The sequence below is a fragment of the Paenibacillus sp. FSL L8-0158 genome (assembly GCF_038592965.1).
GTDB lineage: Bacteria > Bacillota > Bacilli > Paenibacillales > Paenibacillaceae > Paenibacillus > Paenibacillus polymyxa_D.
The window spans coordinates 5,107,259-5,121,402 of sequence record NZ_CP151949.1 but is presented as its reverse complement, the minus strand read 5'-3'; the positions used below and the strand labels follow the sequence as shown (position 1 = coordinate 5,121,402).

Sequence of the window (14,144 nt, the reverse complement as noted above, 5' to 3'; positions counted from 1 at the left end):
TAGTAGATAATTGTCTTGACATTACTTATAGTCAATGCTAATATAGCAAAGGTGCGTGAGCAGCCTATATGCAATTGGGTCTTTTCGGAGGAATGAGATATGTCTAAAGAACAGGGACTGCAAGATGCTCATGTCAAAATCGGTACCAAACAAACCATTCGTATGGTAGAATTGGGCTTTGCCTCAGAAGTATATGTGGCAGAAGACGCAGATCAGCGTCTCACTTCCAACATCATTGCTTTGTGCAACAAGCAAGGAGTCAAAGTGACTCTCGTAGACACAATGAAAAATCTCGGAGCTGCATGTGGGATTGAAGTGGGAGCCGCAATGGCTGCTATCGTAAAACAATAGGGTAAGGAACGTTTTTGTCTAAGGAATCGTTATTCTTGGCGGCAAAGACTTTTCATTTGTTCTTTTATGAACCGCCTGGGTCTGTGGGCTTAGATAAGGTTTGTAAAGTAACAGCAAAAATTGAGGAAGGGGGTGGCAACCAACATGCCAACTATTAACCAACTGGTTCGTAAAGGACGTCAAGCCAAAATCGAGAAATCGAAATCACCGGCTTTGCAAAAAGGGTTTAATGCCTTGAAACGTGAAGCTACCGACATCAGTGCCCCGCAAAAACGCGGAGTGTGCACTCGTGTAGGTACTATGACTCCGAAAAAACCAAACTCCGCACTTCGTAAATATGCTCGTGTTCGCTTGACGAACCGTGTAGAGGTGACTGCTTACATTCCAGGTATTGGACATAACCTTCAAGAACACAGCGTAGTGCTGATTCGCGGCGGTCGTGTAAAAGACCTTCCGGGTGTGCGTTACCATATCGTTCGCGGTGCTTTGGATACTGCAGGCGTAAACAACCGCATGCAAGCTCGTTCCAAATACGGCGCAAAACGCCCTAAAGCTAAAAAATCCTAATGAATATAAACCGCGTATGTCGGTTTAACATGTAAGAAAGGGGGATATCCATGCCACGCAAAGGTCCAGTTACCAAAAGAGACGTGTTGCCAGATCCGGTATACAACAGCAAGTTGGTTACCCGCTTGATCAACCGCATCATGCTCGACGGAAAACGAGGCGTTGCTCAAAGCATTCTGTACAATGCGTTCAAGCTTATCCAAGAACGTACGGGGAATGACCCGATGGAAGTTTTTGAAGCAGCTATCAAGAATATCATGCCAGTCCTGGAAGTTAAAGCACGCCGTGTCGGCGGTGCAAACTACCAAGTACCAATCGAGGTAAAACCAGAAAGACGTACGTCCCTGGGATTACGTTGGCTCGTAAACTACTCCCGCAACCGCGGTGAGAAAACCATGGAAGAGCGTTTGGCGGCTGAAATTATCGATGCTTCCAACAACACAGGCGCTTCCGTGAAAAAACGTGAAGACACGCACAAGATGGCTGAAGCGAACAAAGCGTTTGCTCACTATCGTTGGTAGGATTCAGCTCAAAAAAATAACTTCAATTTTGAAGGGAGACCCATTTCATGGCAAGAGAGTTCTCCTTGAAAAATACACGTAATATCGGGATCATGGCTCATATTGACGCGGGTAAAACCACAACAACAGAGCGGATCTTGTTCTACACAGGCCGTACGCACAAAATCGGTGAAGTTCACGAAGGCGCTGCGACAATGGACTGGATGGAACAAGAACAAGAGCGCGGAATCACGATTACTTCCGCTGCGACGACCGCTGCCTGGAAAGGTCACCGCGTCAATATCATCGACACCCCGGGGCACGTTGACTTCACTGTTGAAGTTGAACGTTCCCTTCGTGTATTGGACGGAGCAGTTGGTGTTTTCAGTGCGAAAGAAGGCGTTGAGCCTCAGTCCGAAACCGTATGGAGACAGGCTGATCGCTACGGCGTTCCACGGATCGCATATGTAAACAAAATGGATATCATTGGTGCCGACTTCCTGAATGTTGTCTCCGACATGCGTGATCGCCTTCAAGCGAACGCAGTTGCGATTCAATTGCCAATCGGCGCAGAAAATGATTTTACTGGTATTATCGATATCGTTGAACAAAAAGCTCATATGTACAAAGATGATCTTGGTCAAGATATCGAAGAAGTAGAAGTTCCTGCGGAATTCAAAGATCAGGTAGAAGAACTCCGTAATGAATTGATCGAGAAGGTTGCTGAACTGGACGAAGAATTGACAATGAAATACCTGGAAGGCGAAGAAATTTCGGTTGCCGAAATTAAAGCCGCTCTCCGTAAAGGTGTTGTAGAAGTTAAAATCTTCCCAGTTATCTGTGGATCTTCTTACCGCAATAAAGGTGTTCAGCTGATGTTGGATGCTGTTCTCGACTATTTGCCGGCTCCTATTGATGTGCCAAGTATTCAAGGGCATTTGGAAGACGGTACGGAAGTTGAACGTCACTCTTCCGATGAAGAGCCATTCTCCGCATTGGCCTTCAAAATTATGACGGATCCTTACGTTGGTAAGTTGACATTCTTCCGCGTATACTCCGGTGTTCTTCAATCCGGTTCTTACGTATTGAATGCAACAAAAGGTAAACGCGAACGTATCGGACGTATTCTTCAAATGCATGCGAACAGTCGTCAAGAAATCACTGTAGTTTACTCTGGTGATATTGCAGCTGCTGTAGGTTTGAAAGATACAGGTACAGGTGATACACTGTGTGATGAGAAGAGTCCTGTTATTCTCGAGTCCATGAACTTCCCTGATCCGGTTATCGAAATCGCGGTTGAGCCTAAAACCAAAGCTGACCAAGATAAAATGTCTGTTGCTCTCGGTAAGTTGACTGAAGAGGATCCAACTCTTCGTGCTCATACTAACGAAGAAACAGGTCAAACCATCTTGGCGGGGATGGGTGAGCTTCACTTGGACATCATCATTGACCGTATGCGTCGTGAGTTCAAGGTAGAAACGAATGTGGGTAAACCACAGGTTGCTTACCGTGAAACGTTCCGTGCTCCAGCACGTGTCGAAGGTAAATTCGTTCGTCAGTCCGGTGGTCGTGGTCAATATGGTCACGTATGGGTTGAGTTCGAACCGCTCGAGCCAGGTACTGGTAGCCAATTCGAAAGTAAGGTAGTCGGCGGCTCTGTTCCTAGAGAGTACATCGCTCCTGCTCTTGCTGGTATTGAGGAACAAATGAAAAACGGCGTTATTGCAGGCTTCCCGCTTGTGGACGTTAAAGCTACAATCGTGGACGGATCATACCATGATGTCGATTCCAATGAAATGGCATTTAAAATTGCCGGATCAATGGCGCTGAAAGCAGCGAAAGACAAATGTAAACCAGTATTGCTTGAGCCGATTATGAAAGTTGAAGTAACGGTTCCTGAGGAGTATATGGGTGACGTAATGGGTATGTTGAACTCCCGTCGTGGTCGGATTGAAGGTATGGATTCCCGTAGTGGAGCTCAAATCATTCGTGCGAAGGTGCCTTTGTCCGAAATGTTCGGATACTCGACTACACTTCGCTCCGGTACACAAGGACGCGGTGTGTTCTCCATGGAACTTTCTCATTATGAAGAAGTTCCGAAGAGCATTGCTGAAGAGATCGTTGCCAAAACCAAAGGTGGCGAGTAATACAATGTATCAGCTGACCGGTATGCTCAGGGTTTTACCAAAAGAGCATCCGGCAGCCTAAAATAAAACAAGTTATTGAGGAGGAATTGTTCAAATGGCAAAGGCTAAGTTTGAGCGTAACAAACCGCACGTTAATATCGGTACTATTGGTCACGTCGATCATGGTAAAACTACTTTGACTGCTGCAATCACAACTGTATTGTCCAAAACTTACGGTGGTGCTGCTGTAGCATTCGATCAAATCGATAAAGCTCCAGAAGAGCGCGAACGCGGTATCACAATCTCCACTGCACACGTGGAATATGAAACACCTAACCGTCACTATGCACACGTTGACTGCCCAGGTCACGCCGACTATGTTAAAAACATGATCACTGGCGCTGCACAAATGGACGGAGCGATTCTGGTTGTATCCGCAGCTGACGGCCCAATGCCGCAAACTCGCGAGCACATCCTGTTGTCCCGCCAAGTTGGTGTTCCTTACATCGTTGTATTCTTGAACAAATGCGACATGGTTGAAGACGAAGAGTTGCTGGAATTGGTTGAAATGGAAGTTCGCGACTTGCTGAGCGAGTATGACTTCCCAGGCGACGACACTCCAATCACTCGTGGTTCCGCTCGTGAAGCACTGCAAAACCCAGATGGTGACTGGGCTAAGAAAATCGTTGAAATGTTCGAAACAATTGACACTTACATCCCAACTCCAGAACGCGACACTGACAAGCCTTTCCTTATGCCTGTCGAGGACGTATTCTCCATCACTGGCCGTGGTACAGTTGCTACAGGCCGTGTAGAGCGTGGTACAGTTAAAGTGGGCGACGAAATCGAAATCATCGGTATTCAAGAAGAATCCCGTAAATCCGTAGTAACAGGCGTAGAAATGTTCCGTAAATTGCTTGATTCCGCTCAAGCTGGTGACAACATCGGCGCACTGCTTCGCGGTGTAGATCGTGCACAAATCGAGCGCGGCCAAGTATTGGCTAAACCAGGTTCTGTTAACCCACATACAGAATTTTCTGCTCAAATCTACGTTTTGACTAAAGAAGAAGGCGGACGTCACAAACCTTTCTTCACTGGTTACCGTCCACAGTTCTACTTCCGTACAACTGACGTAACTGGAATCATTACTTTGCCAGAAGGTTCCGAAATGGTAATGCCTGGTGATAACATCACGGTTACTGTTCAACTGATCAACCCGATCGCTATCGAAGAAGGAACTAAGTTCTCTATTCGTGAAGGCGGACGTACAGTTGGTGCTGGTGCCGTAGCAACAATCTCCAAATAAGAAGGCTATTGCCTTTAAATAGAGCAACAGTGTACTGGAACGAGTAACGTTGTATTGGAACGAAGCTAAACGAGCCCCTGCCCTGGTGCGGGGGCTTTTCTCTTGAAAAAATCGCGAGCTGCGAGCACAATTGTATCTTTTGAAAATAAGATGCATTGTTTTTTCGTTTTTGCTTGCAATAGGCAGAACTATTCGATATAATAACTAATGTTGTTTGTGACTGTGCGATGATGTGAGAGGTTACTGACACACCCGGCCCCTTTGCCATGGGAGGGCTGTCGGAAAATTTTCACGGAGTATGTCCGATACCAAATTGGGCGATAGAAGGAGGGACTAAAATGGCAAAGCAAAAAATTCGTATTCGTTTGAAAGCTTACGATCATAGAATTCTTGATCAATCCGCTGAGAAAATTGTTGAAACAGCTAAACGTTCGGGCGCAGGTGTATCCGGGCCAATTCCGCTGCCAACTGAAAAACAAATCATTACTATTCTCCGTGCGGTACACAAGTACAAGGATTCCCGGGAACAGTTCGAAATGCGCACACACAAGCGTTTGATCGACATTGTTAATCCGACTCCACAAACTGTGGATGCCTTGATGCGCTTGGACCTGCCGTCCGGTGTAGATATCGAAATTAAATTGTAATATGTAATTAGGAAAAGAAATGAGGTGTCAACATGAAAGGTATCTTAGGAAAAAAACTCGGAATGACTCAAGTGTTTACCCCTGAAGGTAACGTACTTGCTGTTACGGTTATCGAAGCAGGTCCTTGTGTTGTTCTGCAAAAGAAAGATCTGGAAAACGATGGATACGAAGCTATCCAACTCGGTTTCTCTGATAAAAAAGAAAAAAGATCCAACAAACCTGAAGCAGGACATGCGAAAAAAGCAAATACTGCACCTAAGCGCTACGTTCGTGAACTTCGTGGCATCGACCTTGCTGCGTACGAGGTTGGCCAAGAACTGAAGGCTGATGTCTTCACAGAAGGCGAGTTCGTTGACGTAACAGGTATTTCTAAAGGTAAAGGTTTTGCCGGCGTTATCAAACGTTGGGGACAAAGCCGCGGACCAATGGCACACGGCTCGCGTTACCACAGAGGTCCAGGTTCTATGGGTTCCATTCAAGCTAACCGCGTTCCTAAAGGTAAACATCTGCCAGGACACATGGGGCATGAAACGGTAACGATCCAACGTCTTGAAGTTGTTAAGATCGATACAGAACGTAATGTATTGCTCGTGAAAGGTTCCATTCCAGGACCTAAAAATAGCTTCGTTAAAGTATTAGAAACGGTGAAAAAATAAACAACTGAAGAAAGGAGGAACACGAAATGCCAAAAGTAGCACTATTTAATATTAGCGGCAGCCAAGTTGGTGAAATTGAATTGAATGACGCAGTGTTCGGCATCGAGCCGAATAAACACGTTCTTCATGACGCTGTTGTTATGCAATTGGCTTCCCTGCGTCAAGGTACTCACAAAGTAAAAGGACGTTCTGAAGTACGTGGTGGCGGACGTAAACCTTGGAAACAAAAAGGTACTGGCCGCGCTCGTCAAGGTTCGATCCGTGCACCGCAATGGGTTGGTGGCGGTACTGTATTTGGTCCGACTCCACGTAGCTATGCTTACAAATTGCCTAAAAAAGTTCGTCGTCTGGCGATCAAATCGGCGTTGTCATCCAAAGTGATTGAGAATGAAATTATCGTATTGGACGCTCTTACACTGAACGGACCTAAAACGAAAGAATTCGCAGCCATTTTGAATAACCTTAAAGCTGATCGTAAAGCATTGATCGTAGCTCCTAGCTATGATGATAATGTAGCACTTTCCGCTCGTAATATTCCTGGTGTGAAGTTTGTAGCCGCAGATGGCATTAATGTTCTTGATGTGCTCGGACACGACAAACTGATCATTACGAAGGAAGCAGTTCAGAAGGTAGAGGAGGTGCTCGCGTAATGAAGGATCCTCGTGATATTATCAAACGTCCGGTTATCACCGAACGTACGGCTGGTATGATGAATGACTTGAAATACGTTTTCGAGGTTGACATTCGTTCTAACAAAGTCGAAGTTAAAAAAGCAATTGAAGCCATTTTTAACGTGAAAGTAAGTAGCGTAAATACGCTTCGTGTTCCTGCAAAACCAAAACGCTACGGACGTCATTCCGGCTATACGAGCGAGTGGAAGAAAGCGTTCGTAACGCTGAGCAAAGACAGTAAGCCGCTTGAGTTTTTTGAAACGGTATAATTGAATCTGTAAAGTAAGGAGGGAAACTCAGTGCCAATTAAAAAGTATAAACCAACGTCCCCGGCCAGACGTGCTATGTCTGTATCTACTTTCGAGGAGATTACAACTAATCAGCCCGAGAAATCGTTGCTGGCACCTCTGAGCAAGCAAGCTGGACGCAATAACCAAGGTAAAATTACAGTTCGTCATCAAGGCGGCGGACACAAACGTAAATACCGTATTATTGACTTCAAACGTAACAAAGATGGAATACCGGGCCGCGTTGCTACGATCGAATATGATCCAAACCGTACGTCCAACATCGCACTTATCCACTATGTGGATGGTGAAAAACGTTACATCATCGCTCCTAAAGGTCTGAAAGTAGGAGACGAAGTGGTATCCGGTGCAGGTTCCGATATCAAAATCGGTAACTCCTTGCCATTGGAAAACATTCCAGTAGGTACGGTTATCCACAACATCGAATTGAAACCGGGTAAAGGTGGCCAACTCGTTCGCGCCGCTGGTACGGAAGCCCAACTTCTTGGTAAAGAAGAAAAGTATGTTACAATTCGTTTGACTTCTGGTGAAGTTCGCCGCATTCTGAAAGTTTGCCGCGCTACAATCGGTTCTGTAGGTAACGAAGACCACGAACTGGTGAAAATCGGTAAAGCCGGTCGTAGTCGCTGGTTGGGACAACGTCCTGAAGTTCGCGGTGTTGTAATGAACCCTAACGATCACCCACACGGTGGTGGTGAAGGTCGCGCTCCAATCGGACGTAAATCTCCAATGTCTCCATGGGGCAAACCAACCCTTGGTTACAAGACGCGTAAAAAAGGTAAAGCATCTGATAAGTACATCGTTCGTCGTCGTACTAAGTAATAAAACGTGCGCTTAAGTCGCACGTTAACATATTAAGGAACGACTATGTTTTAACGAAGGGAGGATTCATAAATGGGTCGCAGTCTCAAAAAAGGACCATTCATTGATGGTTACCTGTTGAAAAAAGTAGAGGTTTTGAATGAGTCGGACAAAAAAGTGGTAATCAAAACTTGGTCCCGTCGCTCTACGATTTTCCCGCAATTTATCGGACATACGTTTGGTGTATACGATGGTCGTAAACACGTGCCAGTATACGTAACGGAAGATATGGTCGGACACAAATTGGGCGAATTCGCTCCAACACGTACGTACAAAGGCCATACGGATGACGATAAGAAAACAAGAAGATAATCAACACAGCGTAGTGTTTGAGAGGAGGTAAACTCAATGGAAGCAAAAGCACATGCTAAGTCCGTACGGATTTCTGCTCGCAAAGTGAAACTTGTTATCGATTTGATTCGTGGTAAGCAGGTTGGTGAGGCGATCGCAATTCTTCGTCACACTCCAAAGTCCGCTTCTCCAGTCGTTGAGAAATTGTTGAATTCTGCGATTGCAAATGCAGATCACAACTACTCTTTGGACGTGAATAAATTGGTAGTATCTCAGGTTTTTGTAAACCAAGGTCCTACAATGAAACGATTCCGCCCGCGTGCAATGGGTCGTGCAAGTCGCATCAACAAACGCACCAGTCATATTACTCTGGTGGTATCTGAAAAATAAGGAGGGAAAACGTGTGGGCCAAAAGGTAAATCCCGTCGGACTCCGAATCGGTATTATCCGTGATTGGGAATCCAAATGGTATGCAGGCAAAGATTTCGGTGATCTTTTGCTGGAAGACGTTAGAATTCGTGAACATCTGAAAAAAAGATTGAAAGACTCCGCTGTATCCCGTGTTGAAATCGAGAGAGCAGCTAACCGTGTCAACGTAACGATTCACACTGCGAAACCAGGTATGGTTATCGGTAAGGGTGGTTCCGAAGTTGAAAATCTGCGTAATGAAATTACTAAAATCGCAGGCGGTAAAAAGGTACACATCAATATTTCTGAAATTAAAAATCCTGAACTGGATGCAATTCTGGTTGCTGAAAGCATTGCACAACAATTGGAACGTCGTGTTTCTTTCCGTCGTGCTTTGAAACAAGCGATTCAAAGAACTATGCGTTCCGGAGCAAAAGGAATTAAAACTCAAGTAGGCGGACGTCTTGGCGGTGCCGAAATCGCTCGTTCCGAAGGGTACAGCGAAGGAACTGTTCCACTGCATACGCTTCGTGCCGACATTGACTATGGTACAGCGGAAGCTCATACTACTTACGGTCGTCTTGGCGTGAAAGTATGGATCTATCGTGGAGAAGTTCTTCCTCCAGCTAAGAAACAAGCTCCTCAGGAAGGAGGCAACTAATCATGTTGGTACCAAAACGCGTAAAACATCGTAAACAACAACGTGGTCATATGAAGGGTCGTGCAAAAGGCGGTACTACATTGAACTTTGGTGAGTACGGTTTGCAAGCTACTGAACCTGCATGGATTACTAACCGTCAAATCGAAGCTGCTCGTATTGCGATGACTCGTTACATCAAACGTGGTGGTAAGGTTTGGATTAAAATTTTCCCTGACAAACCAATTACTCAGAAGCCTCTTGAGGTTCGTATGGGTAGTGGTAAAGGTAACGTAGAAAAATGGGTTGCAGTAGTGAAACCAGGCAAGATTATGTTCGAACTTGCTGGTGTTCCGGAAGAGATTGCTCGTGAAGCAATGCGTCTTGCCGCTCACAAACTGCCAATCAAAACTAAGTTTGTGAAACGTGAAGAATTGGGTGGTGAAGCAAATGAAGGCTAGTGAATTCCGCAACCTAACCACTGCTGAAATCGAACAAAAGATCTCCGGTTTTAAAGAAGAACTTTTCAACCTTCGTTTTCAACTCGCTACCGGTCAGCTTGATAACCCGACTCGGATCGGCGCTGTGCGTAAGGAAATTGCTCGTGCTAAAACTGTGATCCGTGAAAGAGAACTTGGGATTAGCTAAGATATCAGACCGGGTGGAAAATCCGCCTGTAATTAGGAAGGAGGCCAACAATGAGCGAACGTAATGCCCGTAAAGTATTAGTCGGTAAAGTAGTCAGCGACAAAATGGATAAAACGATTGTGATTGCTGTAGAAACTTACAAAAAACATGATCTCTACCATAAACGCATTAAAGTAACTAAGAAATTCAAAGCTCATGATGAAAACAACACTGCACAAATTGGTGATACTGTTAAAATCATGGAAACTCGCCCTTTGTCCAAAGACAAAAACTGGAGACTGGTCGAAATCGTTGAAAAAGCTGTTATAATCTAATGTAGTGTAGTTTTTCCGAAAGGAGGATAAATAAATGATTCAACCATTTACACGTTTGACTGTAGCTGACAATTCCGGCGCGAAGGAACTGATGTGTATCCGTGTGCTCGGTGGTACGGGACGTCGTACAGCTCAAATTGGTGACCTGATCGTTTGTTCCGTAAAACAAGCAACACCAGGCGGCGTTGTCAAAAAGGGTGATGTAGTAAGAGCGGTTGTTGTTCGTACTAAACGTTCTATCCGCCGTAAAGACGGTTCCTACATCGGATTTGACGAAAACGCAGCAGTGGTCGTTAAAGAAGACAAGAGCCCACGTGGTACTCGTATTTTCGGACCAGTTGCTCGCGAACTTCGTGACAAGGACTTCATGAAAATCGTTTCCTTGGCTCCGGAAGTGATCTAAACTCACCTTAAAATGTGCCCGTAGGAGGTGTACGAAATGCCAAAAGTGAAAAAAGTTCTGGAATCCCATAACAACAAGCTGCACGTCAAAAAAGACGACACTGTTCTGGTGATTACAGGTAAAGATAAAGGTAAAAAAGGTCGCGTTATCGCTGCTTACCCTCGTCAAAACCGTGTGCTTGTGGAAGGTGTTAACATGATTAAAAAACACCAAAAGCCTAATCAGCTGAATCCACAAGGCGGCATCATCGAGAAAGAAGCTCCGATTCACGTTTCCAACGTTATGCACATTGATCCGAAGAGCGGAAAAGTAACCCGTGTTGGTTACAAAGTTTTGGACAACGGAAAAAAAGTGCGCATTGCAAAACGTTCTGGCGAAGTGATCGACTAATTATTTTTTGAAGAAAGGAGGTATATGATTCATGGCTACAACAAGAATGAAAGAACGTTTCTTGAAAGAAATCACTCCTGCTTTGATGCAGAAGTTCAACTATACAACAGTGATGCAAGTGCCTAAAATCGAGAAAGTTGTAATCAACATGGGTGTTGGCGACGCAGTCCAAAACTCCAAAGTACTTGATTCAGCTCTCAACGACATGCAGCTGATCGCTGGTCAAAAACCAGTAATCACTCGCGCAAAAAAATCTATTGCAGGTTTTAAATTGCGTGAAAACATGCCGATCGGTGTAAAGGTAACACTTCGTGGCGAGCGTATGTATTATTTCTTGGACAAATTGTTCAACATTACTCTTCCTCGCGTACGTGACTTCCATGGTGTATCGACTAAAGCTTTCGACGGACGTGGTAACTACACGCTTGGCCTGAAAGAACAGTTGATCTTCCCGGAAATCGAGTATGATCAAGTTGATAAAGTTCGTGGTATGGACATCGTTATCGTAACGACTGCCAAAACTGACGAAGAGTCCCGTGAGCTTCTGACTCAACTGGGCATGCCTTTCGCGAAATAATGTTGGCATAACGTTTCGGGCGTCTGATTTAAAAGACACCCTGTTCTCCGAATCTATTTAGGAGGTGTCAGGCTAAGTGGCAAAAACTTCAATGAAAGTCAAACAACAACGCGCACCAAAGTTTAAAGTTCGTGCTTATACTCGTTGCGAGCGTTGTGGTCGTCCACATTCGGTACTGCAAAAGTTTAAGATCTGCAGAATTTGCTTCCGTGAATTAGCTTATAAAGGCCAGATTCCTGGCGTGAAAAAAGCAAGCTGGTAAAAAGTCCTGTTTGGGAAGGAGGTTTATACACAATGACTATGTCTGATCCAATTGCAGATATGCTTACTCGTATTCGTAACGCGAACACAGTTCGTCACGAAACAGTAGAAATGCCTGCATCTACAATGAAAAAACAAATCGCCGACATCCTGAAACGTGAAGGATTCATTCGTGATGCGGAATTTGTTGAAGATAGCAAACAAGGGATCATCCGTATTTTCTTGAAATACGGTGCGAACAACGAGCGTGTTATCACAGGTTTGAAAAGAATCAGTAAACCAGGTCTTCGCGTTTACACGAAGAGCAATGAGATTCCACGTGTACTGGGTGGACTCGGGATCGCAATCATTTCAACATCCAAAGGTATCATGACCGACAAAGAAGCACGTCAGTCCAAAGCCGGCGGAGAAGTTGTTTGCTACGTTTGGTAAGATAACGTTTAAAAGATAGGAGGTGCAACAGATATGTCCCGTATTGGTCGTAAACCAATCACAGTACCAAGTGGTGTTGACGTGACTTTGAACAACACAGCGATCACAGTTAAAGGTCCTAAAGGAACATTGACTCGTGAGCTTCATAAAGACATGTCCGTTACTGTGGAAAACAATGAAATTAATGTAGTTCGTCCTTCGGACAACAAACTTCACCGCTCTTTGCATGGAACAACCCGCAGCGTTGTCAGCAACATGGTAAGTGGTGTAACTGAAGGATTTTCAAAATCTCTGGAGCTGGTTGGGGTCGGATATCGTGCAAGCAAATCCGGAGATAAAATCGTTCTGAACGTTGGATATTCTCATCCGGTTGAAATCACACCGGAAGCGGGCATCGAATTCGAAGTTCCTTCGAACACTAAAATCATCGTTCGCGGAATTGATAAAGAGCGTGTAGGTGCCTACGCTGCTAAAATTCGTTCCGTTCGTGAACCTGAACCGTACAAAGGTAAAGGGATTAAATACGAAGGCGAGCGCATCATCCGTAAAGAAGGTAAAGCCGGTAAGAAGAAATAAGTTTCTTACCGACTTTGTGCGGTCTTTCTGCTGGAAAGACTTCGTACTTCTTTTTTACCCAGTGCGTCTTAGTATAAAGTTTTAAAAGGCAAACTGAAGGGAGTGAAAACTTGAGATGATTACAAAACAAGATAAAAATAAAGCACGTGTCAGAAGACATCTGCGTGTACGTAAGAAAATCGAAGGTACGGCTGTACGTCCTCGTTTGAACGTATTCCGCTCTTCCAAGCATATCTACGCACAACTGATTGATGATGTAGCTGGTGTAACATTGGTATCTGCATCCACTATGGATAAAGAACTGAGCAGCGAAATCAAAAACGGCGGTAGTGTAGAAGCAGCTCGTAAGGTTGGCGAACTCGTTGCTAAACGTGCGAAAGAAAAAGGTCATGCTAACATCGTATTTGACCGTGGTGGATACTTGTATCATGGACGGATTCAAGCTTTGGCTGATGCAGCTCGCGAAGCAGGCCTTGAATTCTAAGACATTTCTCAAAAGGAGGTTAACGACTTGCGTGTAGATCCGAATACTTTGGAACTGACTGAAAGAGTAGTAAATATTAATCGTGTAGCTAAAGTTGTCAAAGGCGGACGCCGTTTCAGCTTCAGTGCTCTGGTAGTAGTGGGCGACGGCAACGGCTGGGTAGGCGCTGGAATCGGTAAAGCTGGCGAAGTACCTGATGCAATTCGCAAAGGTATTGAAGATGCTAAGAAAAACCTGGTTCACGTTCCACTCGTAGGAACAACAATTCCTCACCTTGTTACAGGTAAGTTCGGTGCTGGCCGGGTTCTGTTGAAACCGGCATCGGAAGGTACTGGAGTTATCGCTGGCGGTCCGGTTCGTGCTGTACTGGAACTTGCTGGTGTAGGTGATATCTTGACAAAATCTTTGGGTTCTTCGAATTCCATGAATATGGTCAATGCGACTTTGGAAGGTTTGTCCCGCTTGAAACGCGCTGAAGAAGTTGCAAAATTGCGCGGCAAATCCATCGAAGAGCTGCTGGGCTAAGGAGGGAATATCATGGCGAAATTAGAAATTACCCTCGTTCGTTCGTTGATCGGCCGTCCTGGTAATCAGAGAACGACTGTTAAAACGCTCGGCTTGCGTAAAATCAACCATAAAGTAGTTCAACCCGACAATGCAGCTATTCGCGGGATGATTAATCAAGTTAGCCATTTGGTTTCTGTTAAAGAAATTGAGGCTTAAGAAATAA

Annotated in this window: 25 protein-coding genes; all 25 read left to right on the top strand. The window is 44.9% G+C overall.

Annotation, left to right across the window (positions count from 1 at the left end; genetic code table 11):
* The first annotated feature begins 99 nt into the window (after positions 1 to 99).
* Entirely contained in the window at positions 100 to 351 is a 252-nt protein-coding gene (locus NSQ68_RS22745) for a ribosomal L7Ae/L30e/S12e/Gadd45 family protein (protein ID WP_007432588.1), read from the top strand.
* Positions 352 to 495: 144 nt separating this feature from the next.
* Entirely contained in the window at positions 496 to 918 is a 423-nt protein-coding gene (rpsL, locus tag NSQ68_RS22740) for a 30S ribosomal protein S12 (protein ID WP_007432587.1), read from the top strand.
* A gap of 50 nt (positions 919 to 968) precedes the next feature.
* Positions 969 to 1,439, top strand: a complete 471-nt coding sequence (rpsG, locus tag NSQ68_RS22735) for a 30S ribosomal protein S7 (protein WP_007432586.1) — start codon at positions 969 to 971, stop codon at positions 1,437 to 1,439.
* Positions 1,440 to 1,486: 47 nt separating this feature from the next.
* A complete protein-coding gene (gene fusA, locus NSQ68_RS22730) occupies positions 1,487 to 3,565 on the top strand; it encodes an elongation factor G (RefSeq protein ID WP_029514491.1) in 2,079 nt (692 codons plus the stop codon).
* Between the two features lie 94 nt (positions 3,566 to 3,659).
* Positions 3,660 to 4,850: an elongation factor Tu gene (gene tuf / locus NSQ68_RS22725; RefSeq protein ID WP_023990558.1), complete on the top strand. Its 1,191-nt coding sequence runs from the start codon at positions 3,660 to 3,662 to the stop codon at positions 4,848 to 4,850.
* A 338-nt stretch (positions 4,851 to 5,188) separates the two neighbouring features.
* The gene (gene rpsJ / locus NSQ68_RS22720) at positions 5,189 to 5,497 is read left to right on the top strand and encodes a 30S ribosomal protein S10 (protein WP_005544556.1); all 309 of its coding nucleotides are present in this window, start codon (positions 5,189 to 5,191) and stop codon (positions 5,495 to 5,497) included.
* A gap of 32 nt (positions 5,498 to 5,529) precedes the next feature.
* A complete protein-coding gene (gene rplC / locus NSQ68_RS22715; RefSeq protein ID WP_013312161.1) occupies positions 5,530 to 6,153 on the top strand; it encodes a 50S ribosomal protein L3 in 624 nt (207 codons plus the stop codon).
* Between the two features lie 26 nt (positions 6,154 to 6,179).
* Positions 6,180 to 6,803 (top strand): 50S ribosomal protein L4, encoded by a 624-nt coding sequence (gene rplD / locus NSQ68_RS22710; RefSeq protein ID WP_013312160.1) that lies wholly within the window; start codon positions 6,180 to 6,182, stop codon positions 6,801 to 6,803.
* Positions 6,803 to 7,093, top strand: coding sequence for a 50S ribosomal protein L23 (gene rplW / locus NSQ68_RS22705; RefSeq protein WP_014278314.1), 291 nt, complete (start codon positions 6,803 to 6,805; stop codon positions 7,091 to 7,093). Before rplD ends, rplW begins: the two co-directional genes overlap by 1 nt.
* Positions 7,094 to 7,123: 30 nt before the next feature.
* Positions 7,124 to 7,954 carry a 50S ribosomal protein L2 gene (gene rplB / locus NSQ68_RS22700; protein WP_013312158.1) on the top strand — a complete coding sequence of 277 codons (831 nt, stop codon included), beginning with the start codon at positions 7,124 to 7,126 and terminating at the stop codon, positions 7,952 to 7,954.
* A gap of 72 nt (positions 7,955 to 8,026) precedes the next feature.
* The gene (gene rpsS, locus NSQ68_RS22695) at positions 8,027 to 8,305 is read left to right on the top strand and encodes a 30S ribosomal protein S19 (protein WP_007432579.1); all 279 of its coding nucleotides are present in this window, start codon (positions 8,027 to 8,029) and stop codon (positions 8,303 to 8,305) included.
* A gap of 36 nt (positions 8,306 to 8,341) precedes the next feature.
* A complete protein-coding gene (gene rplV, locus NSQ68_RS22690; protein WP_013312157.1) occupies positions 8,342 to 8,674 on the top strand; it encodes a 50S ribosomal protein L22 in 333 nt (110 codons plus the stop codon).
* A gap of 13 nt (positions 8,675 to 8,687) precedes the next feature.
* Positions 8,688 to 9,353, top strand: a complete 666-nt coding sequence (gene rpsC, locus NSQ68_RS22685) for a 30S ribosomal protein S3 (RefSeq protein ID WP_013312156.1) — start codon at positions 8,688 to 8,690, stop codon at positions 9,351 to 9,353.
* A gap of 2 nt (positions 9,354 to 9,355) precedes the next feature.
* The gene (gene rplP / locus NSQ68_RS22680; RefSeq protein WP_007432576.1) at positions 9,356 to 9,790 is read left to right on the top strand and encodes a 50S ribosomal protein L16; all 435 of its coding nucleotides are present in this window, start codon (positions 9,356 to 9,358) and stop codon (positions 9,788 to 9,790) included.
* Positions 9,780 to 9,977, top strand: coding sequence for a 50S ribosomal protein L29 (gene rpmC, locus NSQ68_RS22675; protein ID WP_007432575.1), 198 nt, complete (start codon positions 9,780 to 9,782; stop codon positions 9,975 to 9,977). Before rplP ends, rpmC begins: the two co-directional genes overlap by 11 nt.
* Positions 9,978 to 10,027: 50 nt before the next feature.
* Positions 10,028 to 10,291: a 30S ribosomal protein S17 gene (gene rpsQ / locus NSQ68_RS22670; RefSeq protein WP_007432574.1), complete on the top strand. Its 264-nt coding sequence runs from the start codon at positions 10,028 to 10,030 to the stop codon at positions 10,289 to 10,291.
* 34 nt (positions 10,292 to 10,325) lie between these two features.
* Positions 10,326 to 10,694, top strand: coding sequence for a 50S ribosomal protein L14 (gene rplN, locus NSQ68_RS22665; RefSeq protein WP_007432573.1), 369 nt, complete (start codon positions 10,326 to 10,328; stop codon positions 10,692 to 10,694).
* A gap of 36 nt (positions 10,695 to 10,730) precedes the next feature.
* On the top strand, positions 10,731 to 11,084 hold the full coding sequence (gene rplX / locus NSQ68_RS22660; protein WP_013312155.1) for a 50S ribosomal protein L24: 354 nt from the start codon (positions 10,731 to 10,733) through the stop codon (positions 11,082 to 11,084).
* Between the two features lie 31 nt (positions 11,085 to 11,115).
* Positions 11,116 to 11,661: a 50S ribosomal protein L5 gene (gene rplE, locus NSQ68_RS22655; RefSeq protein ID WP_007432571.1), complete on the top strand. Its 546-nt coding sequence runs from the start codon at positions 11,116 to 11,118 to the stop codon at positions 11,659 to 11,661.
* Between the two features lie 76 nt (positions 11,662 to 11,737).
* The gene (locus tag NSQ68_RS22650) at positions 11,738 to 11,923 is read left to right on the top strand and encodes a type Z 30S ribosomal protein S14 (protein WP_010348808.1); all 186 of its coding nucleotides are present in this window, start codon (positions 11,738 to 11,740) and stop codon (positions 11,921 to 11,923) included.
* Between the two features lie 32 nt (positions 11,924 to 11,955).
* Positions 11,956 to 12,354: a 30S ribosomal protein S8 gene (gene rpsH / locus NSQ68_RS22645; RefSeq protein ID WP_007432570.1), complete on the top strand. Its 399-nt coding sequence runs from the start codon at positions 11,956 to 11,958 to the stop codon at positions 12,352 to 12,354.
* Between the two features lie 33 nt (positions 12,355 to 12,387).
* Positions 12,388 to 12,930, top strand: coding sequence for a 50S ribosomal protein L6 (gene rplF / locus NSQ68_RS22640; RefSeq protein ID WP_029514488.1), 543 nt, complete (start codon positions 12,388 to 12,390; stop codon positions 12,928 to 12,930).
* A 115-nt stretch (positions 12,931 to 13,045) separates the two neighbouring features.
* A complete protein-coding gene (rplR, locus tag NSQ68_RS22635; RefSeq protein ID WP_007432568.1) occupies positions 13,046 to 13,414 on the top strand; it encodes a 50S ribosomal protein L18 in 369 nt (122 codons plus the stop codon).
* Positions 13,415 to 13,441: 27 nt separating this feature from the next.
* A complete protein-coding gene (rpsE, locus tag NSQ68_RS22630) occupies positions 13,442 to 13,939 on the top strand; it encodes a 30S ribosomal protein S5 (RefSeq protein WP_013312151.1) in 498 nt (165 codons plus the stop codon).
* Between the two features lie 12 nt (positions 13,940 to 13,951).
* Complete coding sequence (gene rpmD, locus NSQ68_RS22625; protein ID WP_013312150.1) at positions 13,952 to 14,137, top strand: 50S ribosomal protein L30; 186 nt, start codon at positions 13,952 to 13,954, stop codon at positions 14,135 to 14,137.
* The last annotated feature ends 7 nt before the right edge of the window (positions 14,138 to 14,144 follow it).